16 protein-coding genes are annotated in these 18,031 nt (G+C 66.2%); 7 read left to right on the top strand and 9 right to left on the bottom strand.

What is annotated here, in order from left to right:
* Positions 1–16: 16 nt before the first annotated feature.
* A complete protein-coding gene (locus IBX22_RS26970) occupies positions 17–1,207 on the bottom strand; it encodes a pyridoxal phosphate-dependent aminotransferase family protein (protein WP_194818492.1) in 1,191 nt (396 codons plus the stop codon).
* Positions 1,208–1,455: 248 nt separating this feature from the next.
* On the opposite strand from IBX22_RS26970, the gene IBX22_RS26965 reads away from it, so the two are divergent.
* From IBX22_RS26965 to IBX22_RS26945, 6 genes are all read left to right on the top strand, one after another.
* Positions 1,456–2,001 carry a hypothetical protein gene (locus tag IBX22_RS26965; protein ID WP_194818491.1) on the top strand — a complete coding sequence of 182 codons (546 nt, stop codon included), beginning with the start codon at positions 1,456–1,458 and terminating at the stop codon, positions 1,999–2,001.
* Positions 2,002–2,074: 73 nt separating this feature from the next.
* A complete protein-coding gene (locus tag IBX22_RS26960; protein ID WP_309234806.1) occupies positions 2,075–2,425 on the top strand; it encodes an HNH endonuclease in 351 nt (116 codons plus the stop codon).
* A 113-nt stretch (positions 2,426–2,538) separates the two neighbouring features.
* The gene (locus IBX22_RS26955) at positions 2,539–2,763 is read left to right on the top strand and encodes a hypothetical protein (RefSeq protein WP_194818490.1); all 225 of its coding nucleotides are present in this window, start codon (positions 2,539–2,541) and stop codon (positions 2,761–2,763) included.
* Between the two features lie 2,276 nt (positions 2,764–5,039).
* A complete protein-coding gene (locus tag IBX22_RS38585) occupies positions 5,040–6,752 on the top strand; it encodes a peroxidase family protein (protein ID WP_194818906.1) in 1,713 nt (570 codons plus the stop codon).
* Positions 6,749–6,859 (top strand): FAD-linked oxidase C-terminal domain-containing protein, encoded by a 111-nt coding sequence (locus IBX22_RS38580; protein ID WP_339401802.1) that lies wholly within the window; start codon positions 6,749–6,751, stop codon positions 6,857–6,859. The genes IBX22_RS38585 and IBX22_RS38580 overlap by 4 nt, the downstream gene beginning before the upstream one ends.
* Positions 6,852–8,156, top strand: coding sequence for a cytochrome P450 (locus IBX22_RS26945; RefSeq protein WP_194818489.1), 1,305 nt, complete (start codon positions 6,852–6,854; stop codon positions 8,154–8,156). The genes IBX22_RS38580 and IBX22_RS26945 overlap by 8 nt, the downstream gene beginning before the upstream one ends.
* Positions 8,157–8,208: 52 nt before the next feature.
* Here IBX22_RS26945 and IBX22_RS26940 read toward each other — a convergent pair whose 3' ends face one another.
* The 7 genes from IBX22_RS26940 to IBX22_RS26910 are packed head-to-tail and all read right to left on the bottom strand — an operon-like array spanning position 8,209 to position 16,585.
* On the bottom strand, positions 8,209–9,114 hold the full coding sequence (locus IBX22_RS26940) for an acyl-CoA thioesterase II (protein ID WP_194818488.1): 906 nt from the start codon (positions 9,112–9,114) through the stop codon (positions 8,209–8,211).
* 40 nt (positions 9,115–9,154) lie between these two features.
* Positions 9,155–10,777, bottom strand: a complete 1,623-nt coding sequence (locus IBX22_RS26935; protein WP_194818487.1) for an amidohydrolase — start codon at positions 10,775–10,777, stop codon at positions 9,155–9,157.
* Positions 10,774–13,173 (bottom strand): bifunctional salicylyl-CoA 5-hydroxylase/oxidoreductase, encoded by a 2,400-nt coding sequence (locus IBX22_RS26930; RefSeq protein ID WP_194818486.1) that lies wholly within the window; start codon positions 13,171–13,173, stop codon positions 10,774–10,776. The genes IBX22_RS26935 and IBX22_RS26930 overlap by 4 nt, the downstream gene beginning before the upstream one ends.
* Positions 13,174–13,180: 7 nt before the next feature.
* Positions 13,181–13,630: a thioesterase family protein gene (locus IBX22_RS26925; RefSeq protein ID WP_194818485.1), complete on the bottom strand. Its 450-nt coding sequence runs from the start codon at positions 13,628–13,630 to the stop codon at positions 13,181–13,183.
* Positions 13,627–15,237 (bottom strand): AMP-binding protein, encoded by a 1,611-nt coding sequence (locus IBX22_RS26920; RefSeq protein WP_194818484.1) that lies wholly within the window; start codon positions 15,235–15,237, stop codon positions 13,627–13,629. The genes IBX22_RS26925 and IBX22_RS26920 overlap by 4 nt, the downstream gene beginning before the upstream one ends.
* Positions 15,238–15,267: 30 nt before the next feature.
* Entirely contained in the window at positions 15,268–15,702 is a 435-nt protein-coding gene (locus tag IBX22_RS26915; protein ID WP_194818483.1) for a cupin domain-containing protein, read from the bottom strand.
* On the bottom strand, positions 15,695–16,585 hold the full coding sequence (locus IBX22_RS26910; protein ID WP_194818482.1) for a fumarylacetoacetate hydrolase family protein: 891 nt from the start codon (positions 16,583–16,585) through the stop codon (positions 15,695–15,697). Before IBX22_RS26910 ends, IBX22_RS26915 begins: the two co-directional genes overlap by 8 nt.
* A gap of 130 nt (positions 16,586–16,715) precedes the next feature.
* Between IBX22_RS26910 and IBX22_RS26905 the strand changes: the two genes are divergently transcribed.
* Positions 16,716–17,114, top strand: a complete 399-nt coding sequence (locus IBX22_RS26905) for a RidA family protein (RefSeq protein ID WP_194818481.1) — start codon at positions 16,716–16,718, stop codon at positions 17,112–17,114.
* Between the two features lie 49 nt (positions 17,115–17,163).
* Here IBX22_RS26905 and IBX22_RS26900 read toward each other — a convergent pair whose 3' ends face one another.
* Complete coding sequence (locus tag IBX22_RS26900; RefSeq protein WP_194818480.1) at positions 17,164–18,015, bottom strand: PaaX family transcriptional regulator C-terminal domain-containing protein; 852 nt, start codon at positions 18,013–18,015, stop codon at positions 17,164–17,166.
* Positions 18,016–18,031: the final 16 nt, after the last annotated feature.

Raw genomic sequence — 18,031 nt, 5'->3', positions numbered from 1 at the left:
TCGTGCGATGAGTTGTTCAGCGGAACAGGTCGTGCGCGGCCGCGACCTCGCGGAGCGCGTCGAGCGCGAAGTCGACGTCCTCCGGCTGCATCGCCGCCGTCAACGTGGCCCGGAACCGGCAGCTCCCCTTCGGGACTCCGGGGAACATCGCGGTGAATACGTAGACCCCGCGGTCGAGCAGGTCCTTGGCCATGCGCAGCGCGGTCATCTCGTCACCGATGTGAATGGGCACGATCGGCGTCACGCTGTTCATGACGTCGAATCCGAGACGGACCAGCCCGGCTTTGAACCGATTGGTGTTGTCCCACAGCTTTTCCAGCCGCCAGGGTTCGCGCTGCACCAGATCCAGCGCCTTCAGCACACCCGCGATCGTGACCGCGGGCAGGCTGGTGTTGAAGGTGTAGGTACGCGCCGCGTGCCTGATGTACTCGATGACATCGGCGTCCCCGGCGACGAACGCGCCGACCCCGGCCAGCGACTTGCTGAACGTCCCCATGACCAGGTCGGGGCGGACTCCGAAATGTTCGCACGCACCCCGGCCGGCGGCGCCCATCACACCGATCCCGTGCGCCTCGTCCACCATGAGCACGGCGTCGTGATTCCCGGCCAGCTTGCTGATCTCGTCCAGCGGGGCCAGGTCGCCGTCCATCGAGTAGACGCCGTCGACCACGATGAAGCGCTTCGCCGCGTCGTGATTGCGCTCGAGAATGTGCTCCAGCTTGCTCATCGAGTTGTGCGGGAAGAGCTTGATGCGGCCCCCGGACAGCCGGCACGCGTCCACGATGCTCATGTGATTGAACTGATCGGTGACGATCGCCGTTTCGGAGTCGCACATCGCCGAGATCGTGCCGAGGTTGGCCAAATACCCCGAACTGAACGCCACCGCCGACTCGGTGCCCATCCAGGCGGCCAACCGCTCCTCCAGCTCGAGATGCAGCACCGTCGTCCCATTGATCAACCGGGAACCGCAACTGCCGGAACCGAATCGGTCCATCGCGGCCTTCATCGCCTCGGTGATCTCCGGATGCCCCGCCAATCCCAGATAGTTGCTGGTGCTCAACATCAGCACGTCGCCCTGCCCGAGCCGGGCGCGCACGCCCTGCCCGCCGGAGAAGGCCGGCTCGAACGGATAAACCCCACCGTCCCTGATCTGCCGCACCAGCTCCAACATCGGTGACATCGTCTTCTGATAAGCCTGCGAAATCATGGCTCCAAGGTTGCCGCTCCCACGGTGACCGTCGCTACGGGAGAAACCCTGGGTCTGCCGAACGGTTGACCGAATACAGGGTGGCCTGGGGTGCCGGCCACGCAGGCGAGCGCCACTATCCAGGGCTTGGGCATGGCAGCCGAGGAGTGCGTGTCGACATCATTCAGGCACCTATCAGAGCCTACGGTCGATGGGCAGGTGATCCTCGGCCCGTTCATTCGCAAAACTCTTACTGGAAGGTGCGGTGCATGGCCAGATCGAAGTTGCAGCGGCCCCGAGTTCGCGCACGGATTTTGGCAGCGTTCACCATCACTGGGCTCGCCGTCACTGCCCCGCAACTGATTCCGGCCCCGGCGTCTGCCGACTGGCCGGGGGCGACCGTGCAGATCAAAAGCCTGGATCCAGACCACCCCAACAGCTGTGTGGCACTGCAGGGTGACAATCGGCTGCATCTCGTCCCATGCGTGCATCCCGCCCCGCCACGGCAACGCTGGCGCCCTCTGGACGTCAAGGCCTTGACCACCCAGCTCCAGAACGACTTCGACAAAAAATGTGTGTACGGAAACCACCTCGTGCGACACGAGTTGTTAGGCGGACAGACCTGTAACAATAAGAAACCCGGACGAATGTGGGAATTCGCCAAACCGAAGGTCCGGGCTGAAAGCTCGGTCTGCTGGACCACCAGCCTGACCAGCCGCAATTCCGATCTGGTCGAATGGGCATCCTGTAGCGAGACGGATATTCGCAAGGAACAGCTGGAGTGGGACGTCGTAGCGGTCACCGCGAGCGGTTAGCCGACGATGCACTTCCCCGGGATTTGCCCGGCCTCCAACCTGTTGACCATCGCGACCGGTATTCTCACCCCTCGTGCCGACTGGCGGTAGTAAACAGATTCGCGCCGCGCGCAAGCGCAAGAAGCGGATGACGCGCGTCGTCCACGACCTCAGCGATGCGCAGTGGGAAGCGCTCAAGACGTCTTGGAGCGGGTGTGCTTACTGCCGTTCCCCCGTCACCTCGCTGCAGAAGGACTGCGTGCAGGCCATCTCGCGCGGTGGCCGCTACACGCTCGGCAACGTCGTGCCCGCGTGCGGGTCGTGCAACGCCAGCAAGTGCAACGCCGAGGTGACCGGCTGGCTGCGGCGCAAGAAGCTCGACGAACGCTCGTTCCTCGTGCGCCATTACGAGATCTCGACCGAGCTCACCGCCCGCTTCGTCTAGCGGCGTAACCCAATCTCGCCACAGGTCCGACTCGCTCGGTTAGCATCGTCGTTTGCTGCAAATTAGCTGCACTCGCCATCTTCGAAATCCGCTCATCCAGTGGAGGTAGTGGTATGACGATCACGGACCTGGCCGCACGCACCCGGGCAGATGCCGAGCTCATGGCAGCTCAGGCCGAGCGCCTGCGCGAGATCCGCGACCGGATCATCGGCCGCGAGGGGATCCCGGAATGGTTCGACGGCGAGATCAGCGCCCACATCGCCCGCTGCCGCACCGCCGCCGCCGACCTCACCACCGCCGCACGGAGACTCACCGCGCACGTCGGGAGCGACTCATGACCACGGTGTCCCAGGACGCCACTCGCAGCGGCGTCTACGCGGCCGAGCTGACGGAAATCCGCGCTGCCGCCGTCGAGATCGCGCGCGCGGCCGAGGTCGTCAGGGAGGTCGGCGAGCGGCTGACCAGCACACTGATCGACAGCGAGTTGACCAAGGGATCGATACACCATTCCGGGCGGGCCGCACAGCGCGCACTGCTGCACGCGGGTACCAATGTGAACGGACTCGGCTACGCCCTGCAGGGCCGCTCATTCCGCGGCGGAGTGGCGCACCTGATGTCGGCCTTTCGCGGACGGGACAGCCTGGCGACGCTGGTAGCTGTCTTGTCGCTGCGATTACGCATCGCGGCGGTCACCCACTCGCATCCCGAGATCACCGACGAGCCGATGGTCGCCGACCTGGTGACCGCCGTCAACGCCGACCACTCTCTGGAAGCGTTGCGAGCCTTGCGCAAACTGGTGAAGGAGTGGGGGCTCGGCACCACGCTGCACACGATCGCTCCGGTGTTCACCGAAGTGCTGGCGGTCAACGCCCTGCTGGATCCGAATCCGGTCAACGACGAGGCCGGATGGGCCATCGCGTGCGGGCGGCCGATCACCCGGATCCCGATTCTGGGCGCCTCCACCGAGCTGGTCTCGCGCTGGGATGTCGGCCACGGGGACGCTCATCCGGTCGATCTCGACCCGCAGGAGCGCGCCGCCCTGGGCACCGGAGGCACCGTCACCTCGATGCTGGAAACTCTTGCCGCCCTAGGCAACAACGGTCGAATCTATGTGCAGCAGATCGACGGCGCGGACGGCCGGACCCGCTACGTCCTCTACGCGCCCGGCATGCGCAGCGGCATGCCGCGCAATGACTCACCGCAGGATCTGGTCGGCGCCTGGTGCAACACCATGCGATGCGAATCGCCCTACACGCATGCACTTTTCAAGTCACTGCGGGAATTCGGCGTTCCGGACGGGGCCGAGATCGCGTTGGTGGGGCACAGCGAGGGCGGCGCGGCGGTGATGAACCTGGCCCAGCATCCCAAAACCCAAGCGTCCTACCGGATTACCCATGTCATCACGATCGGGGCTCCGGTGGATTTCAAGCAGCCGCCGGAAACGGCCTTCGTCGCGACCATCACCAATCAGCACGATCTCATACCGACCCTGGACGGCCAGGGCGCGGGCTCACCCTTCCACGATCAGTTGCATCCGCGCTGGTATGTCGTCGATTACAACGACGACACCCACCAGTTCCCGGACTGCCATCACGTGCTGAAGTATCTGCACAATCTGACCCACGACCTGCACGAGGCGCGCGAGCGTATCGACGCGGCGCTCACCCCGTACTGCGGGGAAGTGGTTCGGGGACAGGCATATCGGATCTTCGATGACTTGCACTCACCGGAGGGATTTCCCTATCTGACCGTCGCGACAGCGCCCGTCAGCACCTCCGCCGGCGATATCGAACTGCCGGTTCGGTGCGCGCAGAGCACCGCCGTCACCTCCTTCTTCCGGGTCGATGCCGCCGCGGCGGAGACAGAGCTGCGCGGCACCGGGCTGCGCCCGGTCCGGCTCGGGCGGCACGCGGTCGCGATGGTGCTGGCGCGGCACTTCACCCGCAGTTCCATCGGTTCGCACAGTGAAGTGTCGATCGCGCTGCTGGTGCACGATCCGTGGCGGCAGCGGCCGGTGCTGGTGTGGCCGGAACTGCTGACGAAGGCCGATCGTCGCGGATCCGGTTTGCGGGTAACCGATCTCGCGGTGGGCTCGCCGGCGGGCGCCGTCTACGCCGCCGACGTCTGGGGGTATCCCGCTTTCGCGGCGCAGGTGGAGGTCGGGCTGCGGCGTGGTCGGCTGTCCGCCGCGGTGACCATCGACGAGTCACCGGCGCTGACGCTGGACGGCCGGCTCGGCCCGTGGCTGCCCGGCCCCGAGCTGGACTTCGTCACCTATTCCACGCGAGCCGAGCAGATGCTGCGGTCGATCGTCGATACCCGTGGCCGCCAGCGCGTGCACGCTACGCCGCGGCTACGGATCCGAGTCGAGGGCACGCATCCGATGGCCGAACGCGCCCGCCGTCTCGGACTCGACGCCGCGCGGCCGTTCCTAGCCGTCTCAGCGACCGACTATCAAGCCAAATTGGCTGCGGGCGTGGCAATTCCGATCCCGCCTGACCAGCCTTCGCAGATTGCCGCGACACCGGCGCGGCACTCCAAGGCGGATCGGGCCCTGTCGGCGGTATTCGCACGGATCGGGCGCAAATGGGAATGGCACCAACTGCCCACGATCATGGGTGTCCTGAACTTGGTGGCGCTGCGCGATGAGCTGCGGTCGGCCAATCTCTACGAGGTCGAACGGCCCCGGTGCCCGCGCCCGGCTGCCGCCGATCTCCCCATGTTCCGTACCTACGACGGGTCCGGGAACGACCGCACCGACCTCGAGATGGGCCGGTCCGGCACCCGGCTGGGGCGCAATTCGCCGCTCACTCTCGCGGCCGCATCGGCACACCGCGAGCTACTGGTTCCCAACCCGCGCGAGGTCAGCCGCCGGCTGCTCACCCGCGACGCCTTCCAGCCCGCAACGACGCTGAATGTGCTTGCCGCGGCGTGGATCCAGTTCCAAGTGCACGACTGGTTCAGCCACGGCGACAGCCTGCTCGATTCCCACATCGAGATTCCCTTGGATGCTGCTGATCCATGGCCCGAGCACCCCATGCGGGTGCGCCGCACCCGGCCGGATCCCACCCAGAACGCGGGCGATGACCTGCCGCCCACCCACATCAATTGGGCGTCACATTGGTGGGACGGCTCGCAGATCTACGGCAGCAACGAAGAACGCAACCGGATGTTGCGGGAGGGTGCCGGCGGACGCCTGCTTGTGATCGATGGCCGACTACCTGAGCACCCGCAGTTCAGCGGGCTCGATCTGAGCGGATTCGACGACAATTACTGGGTCGGGCTGGCGCTGCTGCACACACTTTTCGTCAAGGAGCACAACGCGATCTGCGAGCGGCTGGCGCAGGCCTACCCGTCGTGGGACGACGAGCAACTGTTCCGCACCGCTCGCCTGGTCAACTGCGCGCTGATGGCGAAGATTCATACCGTCGAATGGACGCCCGGGATCCTCGATCATCCGGTGCTGCATCGTGCGATGAACACCAATTGGTATGGGCTGCTGGGCAAATGGGCGCGCCGCCACGTCGGACGGGTGGGTTCCGGGGAGATCCTCTCCGGCATCCCGGGCTCCAAAACCGACCATCACAGTGCCCCGTACTCCATTACCGAGGAATTCGTCACCTGCTACCGCCTGCACCCGTTGATCCCCGACGACTACGAGATTCGCACGGCCGGCAGCGGCGCGCTCATCGACACCATCGACTTCGAACCGCTACACGGCCGCAGCACCCGCGACACCGTGGACCGATATGGCATGGCAAACCTGCTCTACTCCTTCGGCGTCGCCAATCCCGGCGCGGTGACACTGCACAACCATCCGCGCGCGCTCCAGAATCACGTGCGCATCGACGGTCACCGGCTCGACCTCGGCACCATCGACATCACCCGGGACCGGGAACGAGGTATCCCGCGCTACAACGACTTCCGCGAAATGCTGCATCGGCCGCGCCTCGAAAGCTTCGAGGACCTCAGCGCGAACCCGCGATGGGTGGCCGAACTGCGCGAGGTCTACGCCGGGGACATCGACGCCGTCGACCCGATGGTCGGTATGTACGCCGAAACCCCGCCACCGGGATTCGGGTTCTCCGACACCGCGTTTCGCATTTTCATTCTGATGGCGTCGCGCCGCCTGAAGAGCGACCGATTCTTCACGCAGGACTATCGCGCCGATGTCTACACACCGGAAGGGCTGGACTGGATCGACCAGACCACCATGGCCGATGTCCTGGTCCGGCATCATCCAGAATTAGCGTCCCCGCTGGCAGGAGTCCGAAACGCGTTCGCGCCCTGGCAACGTGGCCGATCCGACAACGGCGGTGCGCGATGACCGGCGAACACGGCATCGGCACCTTGACAGCCGAATGGCTGACCCGCGAACTGGACCCGGCCGGAATCTTCAACCCCGGCAAAGTGATCGCGGCTGCTCATGCCTGAACTTCCGCACGCCTCCGGCGTCGAGAGTCTGCGCGTATTCGGCACACTCGTGCTGCCCCGCCTGCTCCGCGGCCTGATCCTGGCCCGGCCGCGCATGGACGCGGCGCTCGCGCCGCTGGATATGGCCCGGCATTCCTGCCGAGTACTCGCAGCGCTGCGGGAGCGCTATCGCGCGCCCGCGGTGTGGGTGCACGGCATGGGTGGAGACCAATTGATCGTCCTCGACGCCGGCACTGTCACAAGGATTCTCGACGGTCCGGTGGAAACCTATGCGGTGGACACCGAGGACAAGTGGGCCGTGGTGGGCCCGGTGCAGCCCGACTCACTGTTGTTGAGCAGAGGCGAGATTCGCGCGGAGCGTCGGCCGTTCAACGAGGCCGTGCTCGGATACGGCCGGGCCGCACACCCTTTCGCCGATCATTTCCAGGACGTATTGATCAAGGAACTCGCGCCTTTGTTCGCGAATTCGGCTTTTCCGGCCGCGAGCTACTTCGAGGCCTTCGCGCGACTGGCCCGGCGCTTCATACTCGGCGACGCGGCCGCTGATGACGCCGCGATCACCGACGCGATGCGCGCACTGCGGGCCGAGGGCAATTGGCTGAACCGGCGCCGGTGGCGCGCGGAACGCACCCGGGCGATCGCCGATCAATTCACCGCCCGGCTGCACCGCTATGCCGACGCTGCGCGACCGGACGAGAAATCCCTGGTGGCAAGCTTCGCGTCCGCGCCCTGCGGCCCGCATACCGCTCCCGTCGGCCAGATTCCGCACTGGCTGATGGCGTTCGACCTCCCCCCGCTGCTCAGTCTCACTGCGCTGACGCTCCTCGCGGGCGACCCCGCCCGGCAGGAGCGAGCCGCCACCGACGCCGCCTTCCGCCGCACCTGCATCTTGGAGGTACTGCGGCTATGGCCCCCGGTGCCCTTGCTCGCGCGCGAAACGACGGAGACCGCCGACTGGGACGGCTGGATCGTCCCAGCCGGCAGCACTGTGCTGGTTCCCACTCCGTTCCACGGACGGGATCCTGCCACCGTGTCCGATCCTGATCGGTTCGTTCCGGAGCGCTGGGACGACGGCGCGGAGCCCGATCCGCCGTGGTACGCGCCGTTCAGCCGTGGTGGTGCGGAGTGCGCGGGTCGCGACCTTGCCCTCACCCTGACCGTCGCCGCACTGGGCGAACTGTTGCGCGGCAGGCGCTTCGACCGAACCACCGCACGCCTGGATCCGAAGCGGGCGTTGCCGTACACCATCAGAGTCAGGGACCTTCAAGTCCGCATGCGCGCCGGTAGCTCCCGCTAGCACGCAGCTGGACTCACCGAATTACCGGCTTTGATCGCCCCTGCGACGGCCACTACGAATCGCGAATCATGCCCTCCTGCAACACCGTCGCCAAGTGCCGGTGATCGCGGGTGAAGAAGCGTCCGGCCCCGAGGCCGCGCCCGGAATCCGCGGCGACCGCCTGCTGGACGTAGAGCAGCCAGTCGTCGACCGGACCCGGACGGTGGAACCACATCGCGTGGTCGAGGCTCGCGGTGACCAAAGTGGGCTTGGCCCAAGGTAAGTCGAGTACCCGCAAGACCGGCTCGAGGATCGTGTAGTCGCAGACATAGGTGAGGGCAGCCAGATCCCGTTGGGCTTCGTTCAGCCCGTCGACCGGCCGCAGCGGGTCGAAGGGCTTGACCCACACCGCCTGGTGCGGGACGCGTTCGCCTTCGACGGCGAGGTAGACCGGCCCGGGTACGTGCCGCATGTCGAAGCTGCGCCCACCGGACCAGTAGGCCTTGGACTCTTCGGTCATCGACCCGCTGGTGCGATCGGCGAGGTATGCCGCCGAACTGGGCAGTCCCTCGGGATCGGGGACCACCTCGGTGAGTTCGGTCTGGAAGGTTCCGCTCGGCTCGCCCGCGGCGAAGTTGGCCAGGCATACGTAAACCGGCTTGCCGTTCTGGTAACCACGCACCTGCCGGGTGCTGTAGCCGCGGCCGTCCCGCAGCAACTCCACTTCGTAGCGGACGTCGGCGCCGATATCGGCCGGGCGCAGGAAGTAGCTGTGCATCGAGTGCATCGTTTTGCCGTCGGTCACGGTGCGCATCGCCGCGGCCGCGGCCGCGGCCACCAGGTCGCCGCCGTAGGCCTTGGGCCAAGGGCACGGCTGTGTGGTCGCGGTGAAGGCGACGTCGAAGTGTTCGGGGTCGGCGGGCGTCAAATCGATGGCCGCGGTGAAGATCTCGGAAGTAGCCAGCGTCTCGGTTGTCATCAGTTCAGCCAATCTCGCAGGTGTATCGCATTTTTCGGGGTCACTGGAGTCCGGCGTCGTACACGACGCGACCGCCGATCACGGTCGCCAGCGGGGATAGGCCGCGCAACTCCTCGATCGGGGCGGTCCGGGGGTCGGCGGGCCAGATTGTCAGGTCGGCCAGTCGCCCCGGGACGAGGCTGCCGCGGAGATCGCTCTCGCCGAGCAGTCGAGCCGCCGCGACCGTGTGCATTTCGATCGCTTCGTCCCGGGTGACGGCGTGCTCGGGCCCCAGCACCCCGGCCACCGTCTCGCGCGTCACCATCCCCCACACCGACTGCATCGCCCCGAACGGGCCGACGGGAAAGTCGGAGCCACCGGTTACCAACGCACCCGCGTCGATCCATTGCCGAGCGGGAAACAGCTGCGCGACGCGCTCCTGCCCCCAATAGCCGATCTCGACCTCGGCGGTGTCGTGCAGCAGCGGCTGCTGAATGGTCACCGGAATCCCGAGAGCGACCGCACGCGCCCGCTGCTCCGCGGTCGCGAGACCACCGTGCTCGATAACCAACGATCGAGGCGGCAACCCTGGATTACGTTCCAGGACCTGCTGATACACGTCGAGCAGAGTCCGGACCGCGCGGTCACCGTAGGCATGGGTACCGACCCGCCAGCCGCGCCGGACGACCTGCTCGACCGCGCCGACGAGCGCGTCCGGCTCACACATCAGCAGTCCGCAGAAGTCGTCGTGGCCGACGTACGGGTCCTCGGTCGCACCCGCCTCCAGGCCACCGTCCAGCACGAACTTCACACCCCAGACCCGCAGCCAGGGATCCGCACGGTAGCGCCACGGCTCCATCGCGTCGAGCAGCTCGTCCAACTGCTTCGGATCGGTCATACCCCCCGCCATCACCAGCGCGCGAACCCTGGTGTGCAGACTGCCCGCCTCGTGCGCGCGAGCGAGCACCTCGAGATCCGGCAGCGGCACCGCACAATCCCGGACCGTGCCGATACCGCTGGCGGCGTAGTCGCGGGAGGCCCGGTCGAGACCGGAGATTCGCTCCTCCAGACTCGGCCGGGGCAGCAGGTGATCGACCAAATGCATTGCGGAGTCGATCAATCGCCCATTGAGGGTGCCGTCGTCATTCCTGCCGATCAGACCGCCGGGCGGTGTCGCGGTGTCGGCGTCGACACCGGCCAGATTCAGGGCGTAGTAGTTGGCGACGGCGTTGTGACCACCGCGCCGGACCAGCACCGCGTGCTTGTCGGTGGCGGAGTCCAGCTCGGCGGCCGTGGGCATCCGGCGTTCGGCGAGGTTGAGCTCCTGCCAGTTCGTGGTCGTGCGGATCCACTCCCCCGGCGGTGTGATCGCGGCACGTTCCCGGATCAGCTCGAGAAACTCGGCGATATTCCTTGCCCGATGGACCGGAACGTCATGCGCACCGAACCCCGCGTAGATGAGATGGGTGTGGGTGTCGTCGAAACTCGGCAGCACCGCGCCGTCGGGGACATCGATGACCCTGGTCTGGGCCGTGATCCACAGATCGAGCCCGCCGTCGTCCGCCGTGCTGGCGACTATCCGATCGCCGCGCACCGCGATGGCCCGCTGCGGCGGTAGTCCCGCGAGGGTGTGTATGACACCGGCCCGGATCACCAGGTCCGCGCCGGTAGGAGTCTCGGTCATGAAAGCCTCTCTTGCGCAGCGACGCTCGCGGCAGGTTGCCAGCGGCGGCGGATTTCGGAGGGTCGCGCGGTGTCGCGGATCAATTGCAGGCGCGGCGCCGGACCGTCGGTGCGCCCGGTCGGCGGCTTCCGGTTACCGGCGCGGAACTGCGCGGGCCATTGCGCGCCCTCGCCCTGGTAACCCTGGTCGGCCGCGGCATGCAGCGTCCACTGCGGATCCCACAGATGAGTTCGGCCGACCGCGACCAGGTCGGCACGACCGGCGAGCAGTACCGAGTTGACATCGTCGTAGGACGAGATCGCGCCGACCGCGATCACCGCGACGCCGTAGGGGATCCCGACCTCGTGCCGGATCCGGTCCGCGAACGGAGTCTGGTAGCTGCGTCCGAAGGCAGGACGCTCGTGTCCGACCACCTGCCCGGAGGACACGTGCAGCACATCCACGCCGTGTTCGGCGAAGGCGCGGGCGATGTCGACGGCGTCATCGATCGTATTGCCGCCCTCGGCCCAGTCCGTCGCCGAAATACGCACCGACAGTGGACGACCCGAGGGCCAGACCGCCCGGACGGCGTCGAGGACCCGCAACGGGAAACGCAGCCGGTTCGCCAGGGACCCACCGAATTCGTCGGTCCGCTGGTTGGCCAGCGGCGACAGGAACGAGGACAGCAGATACCCGTGCGCGCAGTGCAATTCGAGGATGTCGAAACCGGCGCGCTCGGCCGCCTGTGCGGCCGCGACGAACTGGGCGGTTACTTCGTCCATCTCGGCGGTGGTGAGTTCCCGCGGGGTGCGGCTGCCCGGGCCGTACGGAATGGCCGACGGGCCAACGGTTTCCCAGCCGCCGGTCTCCAGCGGAACGTCGATGCCCTCCCACATGACCTTGGTGGCGCCCTTGCGCCCGGAATGCCCCAGCTGCACACCGATTTTCGATGCCGAATTACCGTGGACGAAGTCGACGACGCGCGCCCACGCACGCTCCTGCTCCGCGCTGTAGAGGCCGGCGCATCCGGGAGTGATGCGGCCTTCCGGTGACACACAAACCATTTCGGTCATCACCAGACCCGCACCGCCGAGCGCCTTGCTGCCCAGGTGCACCAGGTGGAAATCGGCCGGAACACCGTCAACCGCCGAGTACATGTCCATCGGCGCGACCAGGACGCGGTTGGGCAGCTCGACGTCCTTGATCTTCAGCGGGTAGAACATCGGCGGCCGAGGCGTCTCGGCGACGGTATCGGCCTGCGTGGACAGGTACCAGCCGTCGATCGCGTCGACGAAGTCGTCGTCGCGCAACCTGAGGTTGTCGTAGGTGATCCGGCGACTGCGGGTAAGCAGGTTGAACGCGAACTGGTCCGGCTGCTGGTCGGTGTACCGCGCGATCGACTCGAACCATTCCAGACTGGCTTGCGCGGCCCGCTGCAAGGACTCGACAACCGGCCGGCGTTCCGCCTCATACGCTTCGAGTCCGCTTGCGACCGAATCGTTTTCGTGCAGGCACGCGGCGAGCGCGAGCGCATCCTCCATGGCCAGCTTGGTACCGGAGCCGATGGAGAAGTGGGCGGTGTGCGCCGCGTCCCCCACCAGGACGATATTGTCGTGCCGCCAGGTCCGGTTGCGCACGGTGGTGAACTGGATCCACCGGGAGTTGTTGGCCAGCAGGCTGTTACCGTCCAGCTCGTCGGCGAAGATGTCCTTCAGCAGCGCGATCGACTTCTCGTCGCTGTCGCCCGGCGCGAATTCGCGATCGGCGAATTCGTGGAAACCTGCTTCCCGCCATACGGATTCGTGCATTTCGACGATGAAGGTGCTCTCGGTGGCGCTGTACGGATAGCCGTGCACCTGCATCACGCCATACGGAGTGTGCTTGACGAAGAACTCGAATGCCTCGAACGCCCGGTCGGTGGCCAACCACATGTACTTGTTGTGCCGCAGGTCCAGAGACGGGCCGAAGACATCGGCGTATTGGTTGCGCACAGCGGAATTCAGGCCGTCGGCGCCCAGGACGAGATCATGGGTGGCCGCGAGTTCGGCCACCTCCGGCGCCAGCTGGCCAAAGTGAATCGTCACGCCGAGTTCGAGGCAGCGTGCCTGCAGGATATGCAGCAGCTCCTTGCGGCTCATCGCGGCGAACCCTTGCCCGCCCGAGGTGCGGATCTCACCCCGGTAGCTGACATCGATATCGCTCCAGCGGGCGAACTGCTCGCTCATCCGCTGGTAGACCTGCTCATCGGCATGTTCGATGCCGCCGAGCGTCTCGTCGGAGAAGACGACGCCGAAACCGAAGGTGTCGTCGGGAGCGTTGCGCTCCCAGATCGTGATCTCATGGTTCGGGTCGAGCTGTTTCATCAAGGCGGAGAAGTACAGACCCGCAGGTCCTCCGCCGATTACGGCGATGCGCACGATGGCCTCACACCTCTCGGATCGGGGTCGGTAGTAAATGGGTTGGCTGGCCGCGCAGTGCACCGGCGATGTCGTCCGGCCATGGGCGCGAGCCTTTTTCGGTGCTCGGCGTGTACGTCGCTATCAAGGCGCCGCGAGCCGCGACGGTCCGATCGGGCGACGGCACTGCGGCTCGCGCGGGAATCCTGCTGACGATGAAGTCGTAACGGATCGACGACCGGCCGATCTTGCCGATGGACAGCTCGATCGACGCGGTATCGCCGAACCACAGCCGGTCCAGGTAATCGACCTCGTAGCGAACCCGCGGAATACGCCCGAACAGTCGACTCAGATCGACTCGGTCCAGCAGGGCAGCCTCGGCGGCCTCTACCCAGCGGATGACGGTGCTGTGGTGATAGTGCCCGGCCGCGTCGGTGTCCTGCCAGTCAACCAGTCGCTGGATGGTGACGCTGCTCATCGTGCGGAATCCCCGCGAAGTTTGAACCGCTGCAGTTTTCCGGTGGGGCCGCGGGGCAGGCTTTCGACGAATTCGATGCTGCGGGGGTATTTGTACGGCGCGGCACCATATTTCACGAAATCCTGTATTTCTCGAATTTTCGCCGCATCGCCGGCCACTCCCGGCTGCAGCACGATCGCGGCATGCACGATCATTCCGCGATCCTCGTCCGGCACCCCGACCACCGCGCTCTCGAGCACGTCCGGGTGCTGGTCGAGGACACCTTCGACCTCGGGGGCGCCGATGTTGTAACCGGCCGAGACGATCATGTCGTCGCTGCGGGCGTGGTACCAGAAGTAGCCGTCCGCGTCGCGGGTGTAGGTGTCGCCGGTCATATTCCAGCCATGGCGCACGTATTCGCGCTGCCGCGGATCGGCGAGGTAGCGGCATCCGGTCGGGCCTTTGATCGCCAGCAGGCCGGGTGTACCGTCCGGCACGGCCCGTCCGTTCGCATCGTGGATCTCGGCACGGAATCCCGGCACCGCCCGCCCCGTAGCGCCCGGCCGAATATCGTCGTCGTCGGCGGAGATGAACACGTGCAACAGCTCGGTTCCGCCGATGCCGTTGATGATCCGCAATCCGGTGCGTTCCTGGAACGCCGTGAATACGGCCTCCGGCAGGTGCTCGCCCGCCGACACACAGCGGCGAAGCGACTTCACCCGGTCCAGGTCGTCGCGTTTGAGCACGGCCTTATAAGCGGTGGGCGCGGTGAAAAGCACCGTCACCGCGAATCTTTCGATGGCCTCGACCAGCGCGTCGGGGTCGGCTTTCGCGAGCAGCACAACCGAGGCGCCGACGCGCAGCGGGAAAATGACCAACCCGCCCAAGCCGAAGGTGAAAGCCAGCGGCGGGGTGCCGCCGAACACATCGTCGGGCCGTGGCCGGACCACCTGTGCGGAAAACGTGTCGGCGATGGCGAGCACATCGCGATGGAAGTGCATAGTCACTTTTGGCGTGCCCGTCGTTCCGGAGGTCGGCGCCAACAGCACGACATCGTCCGCGGCCGTCTGAACGTCGTTGTAGGACACGGGTTTCGCGGATATCTGGGCCGTCAGGTCGTCGGTGCTCGAACCGCCGACCGGGACAGTCGTCAACGTGGGATCCGCCAGCGCCAGCTCGTCGAGCAGCGTGCTACCGCACAACGCGAGGGCCGGGCGGGTCAACTCGATCAGCTTCGACAGCTCGCTCGCCCGCAGCAGGGGCATGGTCGTCACCACGACCCCGCCCGCCTTCACCACGCCGAACCAGCAGGCCACCAGCCAGGGGTTGTTCGGTGCGCGCAGCAGTACGCGGCCGCCGGGAACCAGGCCGTAGTCCTCGGTCAGCACCCGCGCGATCTGGTTCGCGCGGTCGAGAAGATCGCCGTAGGTCCAGGAGTCGTCGCTGGTGATCAGGCACGGTCGGTCGCGGCCGTATCCGGCCACCGCCGTGTCGAGCAGAGCGCTCGCACAGTTTAGTCGATCGGGATAGTGCAGCTCGGGCAGGTCGAAAACGAGCTCGGGCCACTCGTCCTGGGAGGGCAGGTTGTCCCGGCAATATGTGTCGATGTGGGCAGAGGGTGTGAACATCGGTTCGGCTCTTTCGGAGTATCTATATGTTCACGCGCGCCGGTACCCGTCGAGGCTCGCGTCCTCGACATCGTCGAGGTTGACCACGATGTTGTCGGGCGTGCGGGTCGTGAGCCACACCAGCTTCTCGGTCGTGCTCATATTCACCTCGATGTGCGGCATGAACGGCGGCACGAAAACGAAATCGCCGGTTTCCATGTCGAGGAATTCCGAGTAGTGCTCGCCGAAATAGATTCGAGCCTTCCCTTCGAGGACGTAGCCGCCGGTCTCGGCTTCACCATGATGGTGCGGCAGGGACCGGTAGCCCGGCTCATTGGTGACTTTGCCGAACCAGATCCTGGTCGCGGGCGTGTGCTGAATGCTCACTCCGGAGACCCGGATCGCACCGCCGGACTGTGCGGTGTCGGTGTATTCGTGTCCTTCGCGAGTGACGATCGGGACGATACGGGTTTCAGTGTCAGACATTTGCGGCGAGCTCCTTATCTTGGGCGGTGTACGCGTCGTGCGAGCGGAATCGAATGGTGTTGCGCAGTTGCCCGATCCGTTCGATTTCCACGGTGAGGGCGTCGCCCTCGGACAGGTAGCGCGGCGGGGTGGCTGCCGCGCCCACGCCGGCGGGGGTGCCGGTCAAGATCACGTCACCGGGTGCGAGCGTGGTGAATTGAGAGACGTAGGAAACCAGGTGGGCGGCGTCGAACACCAGGTCGTCGGTGGAGCCGCTCTGCACTAGTTCGCCGTTGACGGTGCATGTGATCCGCAGGCCCTCGGCCGGGTCTATTTCGTCGGCGGTGACCATCGCGGGGCCCAGCGGGGTAGTGGCGTCGAATGCTTTGCCCTGGAACCACTGTGGGGTGCGGCGCTGCCAGTCCCGGACCGATATGTCATTGGCGACGGTGTAGCCGGCGATGCGATCCCGGGCTTGTACCGGCGTGACCGCCCTGCATGTTGTTCCGATGACGAGCGCCAACTCGGCTTCCCAGTCCACCTGCTGTGCGACGTCAGGGAGCGCGATGTCGTCGTGCGGCCCGGCGAGCGTGTCCGCGAACTTCGCGAAGAGCGTCGGGTATTCCGGCTCCGGCCGGCCCATTTCGCGAATGTGAGCCCGGTAGTTGTGCCCGCAGCACACGATCTTTCGCGGGGCGGTAACGACCGGCGCGAGCGGCAGACTGCCCTCGTCGAGATAGTCGCCGGCGGACGCGGTCCGTCGCATCTCGGCGACGATGTCCCGCCAATCGGTGCGTCGAACGAGCTCCCCCACATCGGTAGCCGGTAGGGGCAGCCACTGACCGCCGATGGTCAGCACCGCCTGCGTGCGGTCGCCGGTGAGCCGAATGGTTTGTAGTCGCATGCAGGAGACCTCCGTTGCCGTCCTCCCGACTGTATAGCGGATCAATGTCGACAGCAATACAAACGCTATATATCATCGTGGAGTCCCCGGTCGTCGACAGCGCGACGCCTCTTCCCAGCGAAGGAAAACCATGAGCATCAGCCGCGTAAACCCCGATTCCCTCGCACGCCCGTCGGGCTTCGCCCATGCCGTGCGGGATCGGGACACGGTCTATCTGGCGGGCCAGACGGCGCTGGACAAGTCGGGCCAGATCGTGCCGGGCGGCATCGTCGAGCAGTTCCGGCAGGCGTTCGCCAACATGTTGACGGCGCTGACGGAGGCCGGTGGCCGCCCGGAACATCTGGTGAACGTGACGATCTACTTGCTCGACATTCCCGACTATCAGGCGAATGGCCGTGCGATCGGCCAGATCTGGCGCGAGCTGGCCGGCTCGGAGTACCCGGCAATGGCGGGGATCGGGGTCTCGGCACTGTGGCAGCCGGAGGCCCTGATCGAGATCCAAGGGATCGCTTCGATTCCCGCGGCGTAATCGCGGCGCGTCGGCGGCGGGGTACTTCGGTACCCCGCCGCCTTTGTGACTACTGGTGAATCAGTTTCAGCGCGTGTTCACGGGCCGGTCCACCCAGAGCCTCGTTCAGATCGGCGAAGAGGTCCTCGGCGAGGACCCCGTTCCAGCCGTGCGGAAGCAGCGCGATCGGCAGCCCCGGATCCAGGTACGGCAGGCGCCGCCAGGTGGTGAGCATCGGAACATATTCGGTGAACGCCGCCTGATCGGAGAGCTGTCCCTCGCGGGCGCGGCGCAACACCGGCCGGTGCGTGGTGATGAAGTCGGAGTACAGCGCACTCAATTCGTCGAGGTCCCACCACTGCCGGATCTTCGACCGAAGATCGCCGAAGGCGATATGCCTGCCGTCGAACATTTCGACATAGCCGGACAGGCCGCGCCGCTCGAGCGCTTCGCGCGCTTCCCGTTCGGTATGGGCGGGCGCGATCCACACGCCCGGGGCCACGGTGCCGAATCCGAGCTTGGTCAGGGCGACGCGCAGCGCATGCCGCTTGTCGCGTTCGGACTCCGGAACCGAGAACACCAGAACCAGGAAGTTGTCGTCCAGGGTGGCTCGGCGGCGGCCGAAGATGCGCGAGTCACCTTCGTTGACGACGTCGAGGACCGATTGCGACAGCGAATATCCGGCGACGCCGTCGTGCCGCGCGCTCAGCAGGACGTTGCGCCGTTTGAGCCGCGAGATCGACGAACGCACCGACGGTCCGTCGACTCCGATGTGGTCCATCATCCGCACCACCGAAGCGACCGAGAGCCAGTTGCGCTCACCGCGGGCGTACAAGCCGAACAGCGTCACGATCAGCTGACGGGGCTGCGGTTCGGTGCCGCGGCTCACCGTGGTGTCAGCTTCGCTCAGATCGACCGTCATAAATCAACAATATAAG

Source organism: Nocardia sp. XZ_19_385 (assembly GCF_015355755.1).
Lineage (GTDB): Bacteria > Actinomycetota > Actinomycetes > Mycobacteriales > Mycobacteriaceae > Nocardia.
Note: the sequence above shows the minus strand (reverse complement) of the source record. Positions and strands in the feature narration are given on the sequence as shown.